General features: G+C 60.8%; 13 protein-coding genes. 8 read left to right on the top strand and 5 right to left on the bottom strand.

Annotated elements, in window-relative coordinates:
• Positions 1-36: 36 nt before the first annotated feature.
• Entirely contained in the window at positions 37-1,473 is a 1,437-nt protein-coding gene (locus H621_RS0125140) for a purine-cytosine permease family protein (RefSeq protein WP_028946025.1), read from the bottom strand.
• Between the two features lie 278 nt (positions 1,474-1,751).
• On the opposite strand from H621_RS0125140, the gene H621_RS0125145 reads away from it, so the two are divergent.
• From H621_RS0125145 to H621_RS0125155, 3 genes are all read left to right on the top strand, one after another.
• Positions 1,752-2,690, top strand: coding sequence for a LysR family transcriptional regulator (locus H621_RS0125145; protein WP_028946026.1), 939 nt, complete (start codon positions 1,752-1,754; stop codon positions 2,688-2,690).
• 301 nt (positions 2,691-2,991) lie between these two features.
• Positions 2,992-4,458, top strand: a complete 1,467-nt coding sequence (locus H621_RS0125150) for a DUF1254 domain-containing protein (protein ID WP_028946027.1) — start codon at positions 2,992-2,994, stop codon at positions 4,456-4,458.
• 203 nt (positions 4,459-4,661) lie between these two features.
• Positions 4,662-6,074 (top strand): DUF1254 domain-containing protein, encoded by a 1,413-nt coding sequence (locus H621_RS0125155; RefSeq protein WP_028946028.1) that lies wholly within the window; start codon positions 4,662-4,664, stop codon positions 6,072-6,074.
• 217 nt (positions 6,075-6,291) lie between these two features.
• Here the strand turns inward: H621_RS0125155 and H621_RS0125160 are convergent, their stop codons facing one another.
• Positions 6,292-7,209 carry a LysR family transcriptional regulator gene (locus tag H621_RS0125160; RefSeq protein WP_028946029.1) on the bottom strand — a complete coding sequence of 306 codons (918 nt, stop codon included), beginning with the start codon at positions 7,207-7,209 and terminating at the stop codon, positions 6,292-6,294.
• A gap of 125 nt (positions 7,210-7,334) precedes the next feature.
• Between H621_RS0125160 and H621_RS0125165 the strand changes: the two genes are divergently transcribed.
• The 5 genes from H621_RS0125165 (at position 7,335) to H621_RS0125185 (ending at position 11,626) form a co-directional block, all read left to right on the top strand.
• Positions 7,335-8,093 (top strand): 5-oxoprolinase subunit PxpA, encoded by a 759-nt coding sequence (locus H621_RS0125165; RefSeq protein ID WP_028946030.1) that lies wholly within the window; start codon positions 7,335-7,337, stop codon positions 8,091-8,093.
• 63 nt (positions 8,094-8,156) lie between these two features.
• Positions 8,157-8,402 (top strand): acetyl-CoA carboxylase, encoded by a 246-nt coding sequence (locus H621_RS0125170; protein WP_028946031.1) that lies wholly within the window; start codon positions 8,157-8,159, stop codon positions 8,400-8,402.
• 10 nt (positions 8,403-8,412) lie between these two features.
• A complete protein-coding gene (locus H621_RS0125175; RefSeq protein WP_028946032.1) occupies positions 8,413-9,786 on the top strand; it encodes an acetyl-CoA carboxylase biotin carboxylase subunit in 1,374 nt (457 codons plus the stop codon).
• A complete protein-coding gene (locus H621_RS0125180; protein WP_028946033.1) occupies positions 9,783-10,655 on the top strand; it encodes a 5-oxoprolinase subunit B family protein in 873 nt (290 codons plus the stop codon). The genes H621_RS0125175 and H621_RS0125180 overlap by 4 nt, the downstream gene beginning before the upstream one ends.
• The gene (locus tag H621_RS0125185; RefSeq protein ID WP_028946034.1) at positions 10,652-11,626 is read left to right on the top strand and encodes a 5-oxoprolinase subunit C family protein; all 975 of its coding nucleotides are present in this window, start codon (positions 10,652-10,654) and stop codon (positions 11,624-11,626) included. Before H621_RS0125180 ends, H621_RS0125185 begins: the two co-directional genes overlap by 4 nt.
• A gap of 116 nt (positions 11,627-11,742) precedes the next feature.
• Here H621_RS0125185 and H621_RS0125190 read toward each other — a convergent pair whose 3' ends face one another.
• The 3 genes from H621_RS0125190 to H621_RS0125200 all read right to left on the bottom strand — a co-directional run bounded on the left by H621_RS0125190 (position 11,743) and on the right by H621_RS0125200 (position 15,736).
• Complete coding sequence (locus H621_RS0125190) at positions 11,743-14,190, bottom strand: TonB-dependent siderophore receptor (RefSeq protein ID WP_028946035.1); 2,448 nt, start codon at positions 14,188-14,190, stop codon at positions 11,743-11,745.
• A gap of 110 nt (positions 14,191-14,300) precedes the next feature.
• A complete protein-coding gene (locus H621_RS0125195) occupies positions 14,301-15,224 on the bottom strand; it encodes a FecR domain-containing protein (protein ID WP_028946036.1) in 924 nt (307 codons plus the stop codon).
• The gene (locus tag H621_RS0125200; RefSeq protein WP_028946037.1) at positions 15,221-15,736 is read right to left on the bottom strand and encodes a sigma-70 family RNA polymerase sigma factor; all 516 of its coding nucleotides are present in this window, start codon (positions 15,734-15,736) and stop codon (positions 15,221-15,223) included. Before H621_RS0125200 ends, H621_RS0125195 begins: the two co-directional genes overlap by 4 nt.
• Positions 15,737-15,826: the final 90 nt, after the last annotated feature.

A 15,826-nucleotide genomic window follows, 5' to 3' on the forward strand; every position in this document is an offset into this window, starting at 1 on the left:
GAAAACCTTGTCTTATGGTCGTTAATCAGTGGGCGCTTACCCGGCAATACCTTCAAGCACCCGCTGACTTTCACGTTGCGCGGCAATCTCGGAGGAGCGTTCGACGTTGCGAGCCAGTACGAAATACAGGCCGCCGGAAATCAGCAGGCCGGGGATGAATGCGATATCCGCACTGCCCAGCATTTCAGCTACCGGGCCAACGAAAAACGGAAGAGAGAAAAACGGCACCATCGCGACAAACCCGACCAAATAGGCAAGCACGCCGCGCCAGGCCCAACGGCCATATACGCCGTGCGGATTGAATATTTCGGCGATGGCGTATTCACCTTTGCGAATCGAATAGAAGTCGACGAGGTTGACCGCCGTCCACGGGATCAGGAAGTACAGCATCAGCAGCACAAAGCCATTGAAGCTGGCCATGTAGGCAGCCGGCAGCGCCAGCGCGATCACCAGAGACACCAGGCCCACCACGCTCAGGCCAATCACTCTCACACGGACACCGGGGCGTACTGGTCGGAAACCGTCCACTGCGCTGATGCCGGTAAGCATGGCGCCATAGCTGTTTATGCCGGTGACCGACAACTGTGCGACGGCCCCTACCAACGCGACGAATATGCCAAAGCCAGGGAACAAATAATTGCCGGTTTGCACCAGCGAAACGATGCCATCGGCGCCCGGTATATAGCTGGACAACACCACGCCCAGCGACATCAGCCAGGCCGCCGAAGCAGCCGCGCCCAAGTAGGTCCAGAAGATCAACCTGGGGCTGGACGAATCTTGGGGCAAGTAGCGTGAGTAATCGGAGACATACACCGAATAGCTGATGTTGTAGCCCGCTGCGAGTGACAACTGCACCAGGAACGCGGTGGTGCTCCAGCCCGAGCTTGCCGGTGGTGGAGCCGCCGCTGGCAGTGCAGTAACAGCCATCAACGTCACGATGCCAAACACCACAATCAGCAGGTACGTGAGCCAACGCTGCACAAAGTGCAACAGGTCATAGCCCACCACGGCGATCACAATGCTGATCGCAATCAATGTGGGGTACCAGAACCACGTCGAGCCCGGCAGAACCAGCTGTATGGCCTGGGTTACCAAAATGACGCCGAACACTATAAAACCGATGTAAACAAAGATAGTCGCCGCAAACGGCACAATGGCTCCACGGCTGCCGAACTGCGCGCGTGACTGGATCATCTGCGGCAAGCCCATCTTCGGCCCCTGGTTGGCGTGCAAGGCCATGAATACGGTACCGAAGCCAGCACCCATGACAACCGCCAGTACGCTCCACAGGATGCTGAGCCCCATGCTCGGCCCAACGAAGCCGACCATCATTGTGAGAAACACAAAGTTGCCGGTAAACCAGAACGGGCCTTGGTGCCAGACCTTACCGTGCCGTTCTGCACGAGGCACATAATCGATTGAGCGAGCTTCGATGGTAGGTCGGCTCGACCCGCTACTTCGTTGAGTTGCCATACCGCACTCCGTAAACGTTATTTTTTTTCTGGGTGAAGTCGTGCTCGTGCAGGCTGCGGCAGTGGCTTACCTCCCTGCAACACTGCCGCCCAGCAGCACCGCGAGTATCGGAAGAAAGAAATGGCCGGTAAATCCTGCAGTACAGAAGCTGACTTACTCGAAATCGCAACTAAAGCACGGCCTCTTTCGCGACCGTTCAGGCGCATTGATCCGCAAGGCAACTTTGCTGGTATAAGGGCTGTCCCGATGGCATTCGTGAATCTGTACCGGAGGTCTTGATGCTCACCAATCTCTCAGACGTGGATCTGCGCAAGTTGCGCATCTTCTGCACCATCGTCGAGGCTGGAGGCTTCACTGCCGCGCAGGTACGCCTGAATACCAGCCTGCCTCGCCTGAGCACTTTGGTGCGAGATCTGGAAGTTCGCCTCGGCTACACCCTCTGCCGTCGCGGCAAGAGCGGCTTTCAACTTACCGAGCAAGGCGCCCAAACCTATGCGGCGGCGCAGGAACTGTATGCTGATATCGACCGCTTTCATCAGCGGGTGGTCATGCTTAACGAGCAGTATCCAGAGTTCTTGCAGATAGGCAGTGCCGATAACCTGCTTTCGCTCGAGCAGGCACCACTGCCGCTGGCCCTTGCGGCCTTTCGCCGAGACTCGCCCCGTACCCGCATCGACCTTCAGGTAATGCGCGCCGACGAGCTAGAGCAAGCCGTGCTCGAAGGACGTCTGCACCTCGCCATTGGTTGTTTTAACCACCAGCTTTCGGGCCTGCATTACCAGGCGCTGTTCGAGGAAGAACAAAACCTGTATTGCGGACGCGGACATCCTTTCTTCGCGCGTCCCGACGAGCATTTTACGGACGAGGAAATCGGTGCTGCAGATTACGTAGACCGTGGCTACATGCTCGAAAGCCGCCGGCCGCACAAATTGCGTTTCGGCAACTCGGTAAGCGCTTTTTCCATGGAGGCCATCGCCACGCTGATTGCTTCCGGCACCTGCATCGGCTACCTGCCGACCCACTACGCCGATATCTGGGTAGCGCGCGGCATGCTGCGTGTAATTGCACCGCAGCGGCTGAGGTATAGCGCAGCATTTCACTGCATTACCCGACAAGGGCAAGTACCGACGGAGTCACTGGCCAAGCTGCTGCAAGCGTTGCAGACGGCACAGCACGCGGTGGCATTGAAGTCGGGCGACGTTATGCCACGCTCATAAACTTGATACGAGCATGTGCCGCGTTGCGTAGCGAGGTGGTTCTATCACGCCTATCTCTGCGGGGCTGAGTCGAATGTCTGGCAGGGTTTCAACACAGTCTACGCGTACGAGCCTGGTGAATAGGCTGGGCGTTGCGTTGGTAAATGAGAGACCCGATCAGGTCATGCCTTAATGACTGACATGAGTACTTCAATGGCAGGTAAGTTGAGCAACGCATCCTACGAAAGGTGTTGGTTTATCGTTTGTCTATAGTGTTCATCGTTTACCTGCTAATCAGGGATCAATTGCGGGAGTACGAACGATGCACAGGATCAGACATTTCACCGTCACCTTGCTGGCTATTGCGGTATTGGCTGGCTCCGAGGTTGGTTTTGCTCAGGAGGGTATGGAAACCCAGGGCGGGCAACCTCCTCCTGGCTCGCGCAGTTCCATCCAGGATTTCGACTATCAGATAAAATACCAGCGCGCGTTCGAAGCCGTGCTCTGGAACATGCCGGCGATCGCCATCTACAGTTTCAGGCGCGCAGCCTTTGACAACCTGGGGGTCAAGGACAACGACATCATTGCCTATTCGGCGCCGGCAACGCCGAAACTTGAAGCGATCACGGCCAATAGCAGTACTCCTTACATCACGGCATTCACCGATCTGCAAAAAGGCCCGGTGGTCCTGGAGTTGCCTGCCGCGAGCGAGGAGGGCAGCGTCTACGGGCAGGTGGTGGATGCCTGGCAGCTCACCATCGCCGACGTGGGCCCATCGGGTCTAGACAAGGGCAAGGGCGGGAAATTGCTTTTCACGCCGCCGGGATATACCGGCGAAGTTCCCGCTGGCTACATTCACGTGCCGTCACCCAACTACCGGATCGCCCTCGCTTTCCGCTCTGTGCGCGCCCCAGGCAAATCCGCCGCTGACGCTTATCAGTATGCAAAACAACTGCGCATGTATTACCTGGCAGAAGCGAGTCATCCTCCGCAGCAGCGCTTTATCGACCCGATCGACAAGGTTTACCCGACGTTGCCCTTCTATGACGAACGGCACTTCGCGGACATGCATGCGGTAATGAGCGTCGAGCCTGCGCGTCCACAGGACAAGGTGATGATCGGGATGCTGCGGTCACTGGGCATCGAGAAAAGCAAGCCGTTTGCCCCAGACGAGGTGACGAAAAAAGCGATGCGCCAGGCGGCAATTGATGCCTGGTTCTACCTGCAACACTGGTTCGATAACCTACCCAAAGACAAGCTCTATTGGCCGGACCGCCACTATGCCTCGCTGTTGATGACCGATGAAAACAAGCGTTTCTCTTTTGAATATGCTGACAGTATTGATCTGATCGGGCGGGCGGCGGAGTACTTCTGGTGTACCTATATGCCGAAGGCGTTAAGCGACTCACCGGCAACCCAATATCTGATGGCCATGGCGGATAAAAACGGTAAACCTCTCGACGCTGGCCAGAACTACAAAATCGATGTGCCCGCACAGATGCCGGTCAAGCAGTTCTGGGCATTGACCGTTTATAACCGTGACACCATGTCGTTCATCTACAGCGATACCAATCGCACGACGTTGTCCTCGTACGATCTGGATGCAATGAAGAAAAATGCCGACGGCAGCGTCACGATCTACGTCGGCCCCAAAGCGCCTGCCGGACTGGACAGCAACTGGATTCCCACCGCCGGGAAGCGGCCGCTACCGGCCATGCGCTTCTATGGCGGCACTGAGGCACTGAACGACAAGAGCTTCAAGCTGCCGGATTTCGAACGGGTTGAGTGAGCAGTGCGCTGAAGCGTGCCTCAGTCTCGATCGGTAAAATTGCCAGTCGCACCTGGGATATCCGGCCGTTATCGCAACGCCATTAGCCCAGGTTCGTTTGACGAGTCGAAACCCAGTGCCTACGGTTCTTGCAGATGTTCAATCGTCAGACAGGCGCTTCAGACGGCTGCGCCAGTCGAAGTACTCATGGAAGGATGCTCGTTATGATTTCACCACGTAGTCTTTTGGCTTGTGTTCTGCCCTTGTGTGTTGCGCTCGGTAGCGCGATGCACGTGCAAGCCAGCACACCGGATTTACTGCTGACCACACCTGCAACACCTGATGCAGTAGAAAAAGGGATGCAGGCCGATGGCTACAGCCTGGCGATCTCGGCTTACAACTGGGGTTATCCGCTGGTTCGCATGGAACGAGTGGCACGTGAATACATCACCGTTCCCTCACCCAGGCCCGACACCAGCTATCGTGCAGGTCTGAACCAGATCGGCTGGGCGACTTCGCTGGCGTCACCGTCCGCCAAGGACATGCCCACTGCCAATAATGACACCTACTACATGAGTGCGGTGCTGGACCTGACCGAGCCCTACGTGTTGACTGTGCCCGATACCCATGACCGTTATTACGTGGTCGATGTGTTCAATATGTGGCAGGAACTTGAGCACTACGTCGGCCGGCGTACGACAGGTACCAAGGCCGGAAAATTTGTATTGGTGCCGCCGGGCTGGAAGGGCGAGCTGCCAAAAGACGCGAAGCGCCTGGACGTCTCCACCAAGAAAATCTGGCTGTGGGGGCGTATTCACGTCAACCAGGGTGAAGATGTGGCACCGATTCTCGCCTTGCAGAAACAGTTCAGTGTCATGCCGTTGAGTGGCAAAACGCATAAGGAACAAACCTTGCCTGCGTTGCCGAAGACGGGTGACGACCCGCTGGGTTTCTTCACCGAGCTGGCGTCGGCGCTCAAGGACAATCCGGTCAAACCAGGCGACGCGGCATTGTTTGCCCAATTCGCGCGCATCGGCCTGACGGAAAAGGGCTTTTCACCCGAGAAGCTCAATCCGGCCACACGCAAAGGTCTTGAGGAAGGTTTGAAAGATGCGCCCTACGTGGCGATTGCGTCGCTGGCCAGCACGTCGGAAGTGCGCAATGGTTGGAACTGGGTGACCGGCCTTGACAGTTTTGGTTACAACTACCCGCTGCGCGCCATGGTGGCCGGCCCCTATCTGGGAGGCCAGGGTGAGCATGAAGCGATGTATCCACTGCGCTTCACCGACAGCAAAAACCAGCCACTCACTGGAGCCAATCAATACGAAATCAAACTGGCTTCGGCACCGCCGGTGAATGCCTTCTGGTCGCTGACCATGTATGACGCCAGCGACAAAATGCTGGTCGATAACGAGATCAGTCGCTACAAGGTAGGTCCCGATACGAAGGGGTTGAAAGTCGCGGCGGACGGTTCGATCACCATTCCCATTTCCCACAAAAAACCACAGGGAGAAAATGCCGCTAACTGGCTTCCGGCACCCGAAGGCGGTTTCTACGTGATGTTACGGCTGTATCAACCCACAGACGATGTGCTTTCGGGCAAGTGGCAGTTGCCGCAATTGAACAAAGTCAATTGAGTGCTTAGTACCTTCAATCCTGATCATCGGCCAATAGTCTGGACGTGACCGTCCGCTATTGGCCGCATCGCGGGGCAAGCCCGCTCCTGCCTGGCGACTGCTGCGCAGTCGATCGCAGCCTCGTTCCTCGGCAGCGGCTACAGCTGCAAGCCGAGCCAGTACGGATGCAAGCCGAGCCGGTGTAGCCGCTGGCGACAGCCTGCGATCGTGGTTCAAGTCACCGCCGCGCCGAAAGCTGCTGTGGCGCCAAGAACGCATCATGAAAGTAATTGCGAAACGCATTCATTGCCGGACTGAACTCCCGCTCCCGATGCCACGCCAACCCCACACTCATCGGCGTCACCTTGTCGGTGATTGTCAGTGTCTCGATCCGCTTGCCCTCCAGCGACCACGGGCGATGAACCAGGTCCGACAGAATCGCCACGCCACTTCCGTTCGCCACCATGCTGCGCACCGCTTCCACCGAGCTGGTGCGCACGCGCACGTTCGGGCGTTGGTGCGCGTGTTCCCAGTAGCGCATGGCGCTTTGTTCGGCTTCGTCGACGGTCAGCAGGATGTAGGGCTCCTTGGCCACGTCGGCCAGGCTCACGGCGGACTGCTCGCACAGTGGGTGGTGGCTGGGCAGCCACAGGCGGCGTTCGGAGTTGAACAGGGTTTCGGAGACGATGTCCGGGTGGGTGAGGTTGGCCGTGAGGACCACAGCCATGTCGAATTGGCCCTCCAGCAGACCGTGTTCGATGGAGTGGCGTTCTTGTTCGTGTACTTCGATGGCGACGTCCGGGTGCCAGTGCCCCAGGCGTTGCAGGTGGTGGGGGAGAAAGTAGCCGATCACGGTGTAGCTGGCGGCCAGGCGCAGCTGGCCGCTGGCGCGTACGTCGGGGAGCGGGCTGTTGAGGGCATCGTCGACGCTGCGCTGGATCACGTAGGCACGGTTGAGAAAGTGCCGCCCGGCATCGGTCAGGCTCATGCCCTGGGCCGAGCGCTGGAACAGTAGGGTTCCCAGCATGGCTTCCAGCTCCTTGATGGCGGTGGTTACCGCCGATTGGGAGATGTTCAGGTGGATCGCCGCCTGGGAGATCTGGCCGATCTCGGCGGTGGCGACGAAGTAGCGCACCTGGCGCAGGGTCAGTGACATGTTCGCTCCGGTCGGACAGGTATCTGTTTTTCAGAAGATGCCATATCTGTTAATAGATCTTCCCAAGGGGTGAGAGGGAATCTAACGTGGCCTGCAGGTAGTGACAAGTGTCAGGAGCGAGCACCATGCAGGCAGTAGATTTCAATTCGGACATGGGCGAAGGCTTTGGCCCATGGACCATCGGCGATGGCGTCGACACGGAGCTGATGGGCTTCATCAGTTCGGCCAATATCGCCACCGGTTTTCATGCCGGCGACCCCGGCACCATGCGCCGCACGGTCGAGCAGGCCAAGCGGCTGGGCGTGGCGGTTGGCGCGCATCCGGGCTTTCGTGACCTGGTCGGCTTCGGCCGCCGGCACATCAATGCGCCGGCCCAGGAGCTGGTCGACGACATGCTCTATCAGCTCGGGGCGCTGCGCGAGCTCGCCCGGGTTCAGGGCGTTGCGCTGCAGCACATCAAGCCCCACGGCGCGCTGTACATGCACCTCGCACGAGACGAAGAGGCAGCGCGCTTGCTGGTGGAGAACCTGCAGCGCCTTGAGCCCGAGCTGCTGCTGTATTGCATGCCGGGGTCGGTGATCTGGCGGGTCGCCAACGAGCTTGGTCAACCGGTGATCCGCGAGTTCTACGCCGACCGTGAGTACGACCTCAGCGGCTCCATCGTGTTTACCCGCAACGTGCGTGCCTACGATCCGGCCCAAGTGGCTGCGCGGGTGTTGCGTGCCTGCCAGGAAGGGGTAGTGCGCACGGTCGAGGGGGAAGACCTGGCAATCGAATTCGACTCTATCTGTTTGCACAGCGACACGCCCGGCGCCCTGGCGCTGGTTGAAGCCACGCGCAAGGCACTCGACAACGCCGGGATCAGCGTACGCGCGCCGCGCTGAAGCCCGCGCCCGTAACCATCATTTTTGCCTGCCTTTCTACAACTAATTCCAAGAGGAACAGACATGGCCGAACACAGCGTAATTACCCCATTGCCCGGTACGTTCTACCGCAAGGCTACCCCTGACGCACCCGTATACGTCGAGGAGGGCGCACAGGTCAGCGCCGACACCGTGATTGGCCTGATCGAAGTCATGAAGCAGTTTTCGGAACTGACCGCCGGGGTGGATGGCCGCCTGGGCGCCTTTCTGGTGGAAGACGGCGATCCGGTGGAGCCGGGTCAGGTCATCGCCACGCTCGATAACCTGTGAGGGCGCGATCATGACGCAAGCCATTGGTAAATTGCTGGTCGCCAACCGTGGCGAGATTGCCGTGCGGATCATCCATGCCGCCAAGGCGCTGGGCATTCCCACCGTTGCCGCCTGCAGCGAGGCAGACATTGACTCCCAGGCCGCGCGCCTGGCGGATGAAGTCCATGTCCTCGGCCCGGCCCGCGCCGATAAAAGTTACCTCAATGTCGAGGCGCTGCTCGGTGCCTTGCAGGCCACGGGCGCCAACGCGGTGCATCCGGGTTACGGCTTTCTCTCGGAGAACGCCGACTTTGCCGAGGCCGTGCTCGCCGCCGGGGCGATTTTTGTCGGCCCCAGCCCGCAAACGATCCGGCGCATGGGTGACAAGGCCGAGGCACGGCGCACGGCACAGGAGGCTGGCGTGCCGGTGGTGCCGGGCTCGCCGGGGGAGTTGTTCGATGTGGATTCGGCACTCAAGGCGGCCGAGTCTGTTGGCTACCCGTTGCTGATCAAGGCGTCGGCCGGTGGCGGCGGGCGCGGTATTCGCCTGGCGGAAAACGCCCGGCAATTGAGTGAGGAATTCCCGCGCTCCCAACGCGAGGCCCAGGCGGCGTTCGGCAATGGCGCGGTGTACCTGGAGCGTTTTATCAGCAAGGCGCGGCACATCGAAGTGCAGGTATTGGGCGATGGAAAGAACGCCGTTCACCTGTTCGAGCGCGAGTGTTCCCTGCAGCGTCGGCGGCAGAAGATTTTTGAAGAGGCGCCGTCGCCGGCCCTGAATCAGCAGCAGCGCGAGACGCTCTGCGCCAGTGCGGTACGCTTGACCGAAGCCCTCGGCTACCAGGGCGCCGGAACACTGGAATACTTGTATGACGATGTCACCGGTGAGTTCTTCTTTATCGAGATGAACACGCGGATTCAGGTGGAACACCCGGTCAGCGAGTTGATTACCGGCGTCGATCTGGTCCAGGCGATGCTGCGCATTGCCGGTGGCGAACCGCTTGGACTCAAGCAAAGCGACATTCAACTGCACGGCGCCGCCTTGCAAATGCGCCTGAACGCCGAAGACCCGGCCCGGGACTTTTTCCCAAGCCCCGGGCAGGTAGACACGCTGGTGTGGCCGCAAGGGGAGGGTGTGCGTGTTGATAGCCATCTCTACCCGGGTTACCGCGTGCCGCCTTACTATGACTCGCTGCTGGCCAAATTGATCGTGCATGGCAGCGACCGTGCCCAGGCCTTGGCCCGTGCGCGCCTGGCAGTGGAGCAGACCACGCTCAGCGGCATGGCCAGCACCTTGTCGCTGCACGGTGAACTGCTGGAGCAACCCTGGCTGCACAGCGCCGATTTTCATACCGGCACCCTCGAAACCTGGCTGGCCGAGCGCCGTAGCGGAGGTAACGCATGAGCACCCCAATCCGTTACAGCTTTGGCGCAGATGAACATCTGTTTGCCGAAGTCAGTGACAGCATGTCGCTGGAAGCCTTCTTCAAAGGCATGGCGGTGACGCGCGCGGTGGAGCGCCTGGCCCTCGACGGCGTGCTGGATGTGTGCCTGGCCAATGCGTCGTTCCAAATTCGTTTCGACCCGGACCGTATCGCCCCGCATACGCTGCTTGAAGCGGTGAAAGCCGCTGAAGCCGAGGCCGTCGCCCAACGTACCCTGCACACGCGAATCATCGAGATTCCGGTGCTGTACAACGACCCCTGGACCCACGAAACCCTGATGCGTTTTCGCGACCGTCATCAAGACCCGAGCGTAACCGACCTGGAATACGCTGCCCGGATCAACGGCCTGGCGGATGTCGAGGCGTTCATCGCCGCCCACAGTGGTGCGCCGTGGTTTGTCTCGATGGTGGGCTTTGTCGCGGGGCTGCCGTTCATGTTCCAGATGGTCGAGCGCGAGCGCCAGTTGCAGGTGCCCAAGTACCTGCGCCCACGCACCGACACGCCGAAGTTGACCCTGGGCCACGGCGGCTGCTTTGGCTGCATTTATTCGGTGCGCGGTGCCGGTGGCTACCAGATGTTCGGCGTGACGCCGGCGCCGATCTACGACCCGCAGCAGAACCTGGCGTACCTCAAGGAGCACATGGTGTTTTTCCGCCCGGGCGACATCGTGCAGTTCAAGCCGATGGATCGCGAGGCCTACGACCAGGCTGTGGCCGAGGTGGACGCAGGACGCTTTGACCTGCGTATTCGTCCGGTGGAGTTCTCGCTGGATGCGTTTCTGGCCGACCCGGTCGGTTATCCCAAGTCGCTGCAGGAGGTGCTGGCATGATCAAGGTACTCAAACCAGGTTTGGCCACCTCCGTGCAGGACCTGGGCCGCGAAGGCTACTACCACCTGGGCATTCCGCCTTCCGGTGCGCTCGATCAATATGCCTTGAGCGCGGCCAATCAGTTGGTTGGCAACCCGGCGGGCACGGCGGGGCTGGAATGTACGCTGCTCGGCCCGGAGCTTGAGTTCCAGCAGGATGCGTTGGTAGCCGTGTGCGGCGCGCACATGACGCCCAAGGTCGATGGTGTGGACATGCACCCCGACACCGCCTTTACGGTCAAGGCCGGACAAGTGCTGCGCTTTGATTTTCCCAAGGCCGGCGCGCGGGCCTACCTGGCCGTTGCAGGGGGCATCGACGTGCCGGTGGTGCTGGGCAGTCGCTCTACCTATGCGTTGGGCGCCCTGGGTGGTTTCCAGGGGCGTCGGTTGATCGCCGGTGATGTGTTGCCGGTGGGGGTTGCCAGTGGCAAGAGCCGGGCCGGTGCCAGCCTGCCCATGGCCTTGCGCCAGTCGTTGGGCGGCGAGATCACCCTGCGCGTGGTACCGGGCTTGTACTACGAGCGTTTGACTGCCGCTGCAGCGGACAGCTTTTTCGCCGAAGCCTGGACCGTGGGCTCGGAGGCCGACCGCATCGGCTACCGCTTCAAGGGTGGCAGTGCGCTGAGCTTTCAACCGCGTGAACAACCGTTTGGTGCCGGGTCCGATCCGTCGAACATCGTCGACAGCTGCTATCCGATCGGCTCTATCCAGGTGCCGGCCGGGCTTGAACCTATCGTGCTGCACCGCGATGCGGTGTCCGGTGGCGGCTACGCCATGATTGGCACCGTGATCAGCGCCGACCTCGACCTGGTCGGCCAGATGCAGCCTAACCAGAAGGCCCGGTTTGTTGCCGTTACCCTTGAAGAAGCACTGGAGGCACGACGCTCCTACAAGAAAAAACTGGCCTGCCTGAGCAAGCTGTTTCCGTCCTGAGAGCGACCGCTGCGCGGTCGCTCTCAGGCTGTCGCCAGCGGCTATACCGGTAATCTGTAGGCGCTGCCGAGGCACGAGGCTGCGATCGACTGCGCAGCAGTCGTGGTTGCGATGTATCAGAATCGGTACTGGGTCGAGAGCATCACGTTGCGCGGCTCGCCGTAGTAGCCGCTGAAGAAGGTGGTGTCCAGGGCGCTGATGTACTTCTTGTCGAACACGTTGTTGACGTTGAGGGTGGTGGAGAGCTGATCGGTCAGTTGGTAGCGGGCCATCAGGTTGACCACGGTGAACTGATCCTGGCTGGCCTTGACGGTTCCCAGGGCGGTGCTCGGGGTCACCGTGATGTGGGTACCACTCTGCCAGTTGGCGCCGCCACCGATGGTCAGGCGATTGAGGTCGCCGGGCAGGCGGTAGGTGGTCCACAGCTTGACCATGTTGGCCGGCGCTTCGGTGTTGATGCGTTCGTCGTCGGCATCTTCGGTGATGCTGTGGTTGTAGCTGGCGGCAACGTTCCAGTCCGGCATCAACTCACCATTGGCCTCGATCTCGAACCCGCGGGTGGTAGCGCCACTCACCGCCTTGTAGGCCGCCGAGGTGGTGCCGGGGATGACCTGGCCCGGATCGATCACCGCAAGGTTGTCCTGCTTGATTTCGTACGCCGCGAGGCTGGTGTTCAAGCGGCCACCGAAGAACTCGCTTTTCAGGCCGATTTCATAGTTGTCACCCTCGCGCGGGTCGAGGGTTGCCCCGCTGGCGTCGCGCACGCTCTGCGGCTTGTAGATGCTGGTGTAGCTGGCATACACGGAGTGAATGTCGTTGAGGTCGTAGACCACGCCGGCATAAGGCGTGACCACGCCGCTTTCGCGGTACTGAGTGGTGCGGTTGCTGTTCGGGGTCAGCACATACTCCAGGTCGTAGTTGTATTTGTAGTCGCTGGCACGGGCGCCGAGGATGATCGACAACGCGTCGGTGGGGCGCAGCCGCGTGGCGATGTAGGTACCGTTCTGGTAAATGGTGGTGTCGCCGTCATACAGCTTGCCGTTGCTGGTGTTCGGCTCGCTGGTGTAGTTGTCCCACGCGTAGAAGTTGACGAATGTGCCTTCGATGGCCGAGCCACGCAGGGGCGAGTGGCGGTTTTCGTAGCGGGAAAAGTTGTAGCCGACGATCAGCTCATGCTGGCGGCCGAACAGCTGGAAAGGCCCCTGGGCCTGTACGTCTACACCGGTCTGCTTCTGCCAGGTGCTGCCGGCGCCACCGTACAGGCGCACGCCGGCGCCGGTGTTGAGGTCGGGGAAGCCCCAGCTGGCGGTGGCCAGTTTGTAGTCATCACGTTTGATGTACATCTGGTTGACGGCCACCTTCAGGCTCCAGTCGTAGCCCAGCTGCTGCTCGATACTGGCGAAGGTGTTGAGTGCGTCCTGGGGGTTGCTGCTCCAACGCGCGGCACTGTTGGTCGAGCGGGAGAAGTCGGTCTGCTGACCGTTGCTGTAGAACAACGGGAACGCCACCGAGGAGGAACCCTGGGGGTCGTTCTTCTGGTAGTCGGCGCCCACGGTGAGCACGGTGGTGTCGGTCAGGTCCGCTTCGAGGATCCCGTAGAAAATCTGCTTTTCCTGGGAATAGTGATCAACGTAGCTGTTGTTCTGCTGATACGCCGCCACCATGCGCCCGCGCACGTTGCCGGTCGGCGTGAGCGGGCCAGACAGGTCGAGCTCGGTGCGGTACTTGTCCCACGAGCCCAGGCCCGCGGTGATGTGTCCCTTGAACTCGGCGGTGGGGCGCTTGCGCACCATGTTGATGGTGGCCGAGGGGTCACCGGCACCGGTCATCAGGCCGGTAGCGCCGCGCAGCACTTCGACGCGGTCATAGATGGCCATGTCGGCAAGGCTCTGCGCCGAGACCTGGCTGACGATGTCCAGCGTGGTGGGTATGCCGTCGAACTGATAGTTGTCGACGCTGTAGCCGCGGGAGTAGATGTTGAAACGCTCGCTGCCCAGGCTCTGCACCGACAGCCCGGGTGTCTGCTTGAGTACTTCGGTAAGGTCGTTGAGGCCTTGGTCGTCCATGCGTTGTCGGGTGACGACACTGATCGACTGCGGTGTCTCGCGCAATGACAGCGGCAGTTTGGTCGCGGTGCTGCTCAAACCGGTGGTGTAAGAGCCGGTGCCTTCGGAGGTGGCACCCAGGCCAGCGGCGTTGATGCTGGTAGCGCCGAGCTCCACGGCGCCGCTGTTGTCAACCTTGGCCAGCACGTAGCGCTTTTCCCCGGCCTGGACCACGCGCAAACCACTGCCTTGCAGCAACCGGGCAAACCCCTGGTCCAGTTCAAAGTCACCCTGCAGGCCCGGCGATGGCAGGCCGGCGGTGTCTTCGGAGCTGAAGGTAATCATCACGCCACTGGCCGCGGCGAACTGGCTGAGTGCAACAGACAGGCTTCCGGCCGGGATGTCGTAGGTGAGCGGTTCGGCCCAGGCTGGCGCCATTGCCAGAAGCGAGCCGGACAGGCCCAGGGCAAGCGCAGCATGGTGGATGCTGCACCCAAGAATCGAAGGGTGGAAGGACATGCAAAGGTTCCTGTTCGGGTTGGCAGGGGCTGCGTCTGATGCGCACGTGCAGGTAGAGCCGAAACAGGAATGAAAATCTGTTACCCACATAACGAAAATTTTTCACGCGCTCAGGCTTGCCTGCTTTCCACGCGAACCCAGTAGCGCGTCACGCGGCGCAGGTACACCGGCAGGGAGTCCTGCAGGTTGGCCAGTACGGCTTCAGTGTCATCGAGCAGGAAGGTGCCTGAAACACGCAGGTCGGCCACTTCGGGGGCGCAGCCCAGATACCCGTGGCGGTAACGGGAAAGCTCAGCGAGCAGGTCCTGCAACCGCCAGTCGATCGCCACCAGCATGCCGCGTGTCCAGGCCGACACCTGTGCTGGCGCGGGCAGCAGCGGGCCAACGCTGTCGGCGGCGAAGCTCAGGGTATGCCCGGCGTCAGCGCGCACTGCCTGCGCCGTCGTCAGGCGCGGACGTACCTCCACGGCGTGGGCCTCGACGGTCACCCGGGTGATTCCCTCGCCCTGGCGCACCGCGAAGCGCGTACCGAGGGCGAGGATGCGGCCTTCGGCACTTTGCACACTCAACGGGCGCGAATCCTTGGCTGTTTCGACCAGGATTTCGCCCTGGCGAAGGACAATCAGCCGTTGACGGTCATCGAATTGCACGTCGACCCGGGTGTTGGTGTCGAGCACCAGTCGACTGCCATCGGCGAGAGTCAGCGTACGACGTTGCCCCACCCTTGACACGTAGTCTGCGCGCCAGGGCGAAGCTTGGTAGCCCTGCCAGCCGACCATGCCGACACCCACCAGCAAGGCGAACATTTTCAGGGCGGCGCGACGCTGTTGTCGGGCCTGTTCGAGCGTGCTGGACGCTACCGCAGCGGGTGCCTGGGCCAGGCGTTGCTGCAGTTGCTCGATACGCTCCCAGGCCTGGGCATGTTGCGGGTCGGCGGCCAGCCAGGCTTGCCATTGGCGGCGGGTGGTTTCGCTGACGGAGCTTTCGTTGAGGCGCACATACCATTCCACTGCCTGGGCAAGAACGACTTTCATGCCTCATCCAGCAGCAGGCAGTGCATCAGGGCAGTGGCGAGATGCTTGCGTACCGTGCTCACCGATACTCCAAGCCGTTCAGCCGTCTTCTCGTAGGTGAGCCCGTCCAGTTGCACGGCGAGAAAGATCTGGCGCGTACGGGCACCGAGGCCATCGAGCATGCGGTCGATGGCCATCAGGCTGTCGAAAATCAAGGCACGGGCTTCTGCCGAAGGCGCATGCACCTCGGGGCGTAGCGCCAACGCTTCAAGGTAGGCCTGTTCCAAGCTGCGGCGACGGTAGAGGTCGATCACCAGGCCACGGGCAATAGTCGCCAGATAGCGGCGAGGCTCCTGCAAGGTGCCGGATGTGCGAGCCAGCAGCACGCGCACGAAGGTGTCCTGCGCCAGGTCGGCTGCATCGGCTGAATTGTTCAGACGCTGACGCAACCAGCCTCGCAGCCAGCCGTTGTAATCCCGATAGAGCTCATGCAGATGCTCGTGGTGCCCTGCATCACAGCCTGCTGTGGACATTCCCTCTCCCTGGAAGGCAATTAATGCGAATAGGAATTTGTCGCGATTGTATAAGGCCGAAGGGAAGTTGGAAAGCCTGGTGGGAGCGAG

The sequence above is a fragment of the Pseudomonas vranovensis DSM 16006 genome (assembly GCF_000425805.1).
Classification (GTDB): Bacteria; Pseudomonadota; Gammaproteobacteria; order Pseudomonadales; family Pseudomonadaceae; genus Aquipseudomonas; species Aquipseudomonas vranovensis.

Excerpts from the sequence above, each read along its gene's own strand:
- H621_RS0125140 (WP_028946025.1), bottom strand. The coding sequence starts at position 1,473 with ATGGCAACTCAACGAAGTAGCGGGTCGAGCCGACCTACCATCGAAGCT.
- H621_RS0125145 (WP_028946026.1), top strand. The coding sequence starts at position 1,752 with ATGCTCACCAATCTCTCAGACGTGGATCTGCGCAAGTTGCGCATCTTC.
- H621_RS0125150 (WP_028946027.1), top strand. The coding sequence starts at position 2,992 with ATGCACAGGATCAGACATTTCACCGTCACCTTGCTGGCTATTGCGGTA.
- H621_RS0125155 (WP_028946028.1), top strand. The coding sequence starts at position 4,662 with ATGATTTCACCACGTAGTCTTTTGGCTTGTGTTCTGCCCTTGTGTGTT.
- H621_RS0125160 (WP_028946029.1), bottom strand. The coding sequence starts at position 7,209 with ATGTCACTGACCCTGCGCCAGGTGCGCTACTTCGTCGCCACCGCCGAG.
- H621_RS0125165 (WP_028946030.1), top strand. The coding sequence starts at position 7,335 with ATGCAGGCAGTAGATTTCAATTCGGACATGGGCGAAGGCTTTGGCCCA.
- H621_RS0125170 (WP_028946031.1), top strand. The coding sequence starts at position 8,157 with ATGGCCGAACACAGCGTAATTACCCCATTGCCCGGTACGTTCTACCGC.
- H621_RS0125175 (WP_028946032.1), top strand. The coding sequence starts at position 8,413 with ATGACGCAAGCCATTGGTAAATTGCTGGTCGCCAACCGTGGCGAGATT.
- H621_RS0125180 (WP_028946033.1), top strand. The coding sequence starts at position 9,783 with ATGAGCACCCCAATCCGTTACAGCTTTGGCGCAGATGAACATCTGTTT.
- H621_RS0125185 (WP_028946034.1), top strand. The coding sequence starts at position 10,652 with ATGATCAAGGTACTCAAACCAGGTTTGGCCACCTCCGTGCAGGACCTG.
- H621_RS0125190 (WP_028946035.1), bottom strand. The coding sequence starts at position 14,190 with ATGTCCTTCCACCCTTCGATTCTTGGGTGCAGCATCCACCATGCTGCG.
- H621_RS0125195 (WP_028946036.1), bottom strand. The coding sequence starts at position 15,224 with ATGAAAGTCGTTCTTGCCCAGGCAGTGGAATGGTATGTGCGCCTCAAC.
- H621_RS0125200 (WP_028946037.1), bottom strand. The coding sequence starts at position 15,736 with ATGTCCACAGCAGGCTGTGATGCAGGGCACCACGAGCATCTGCATGAG.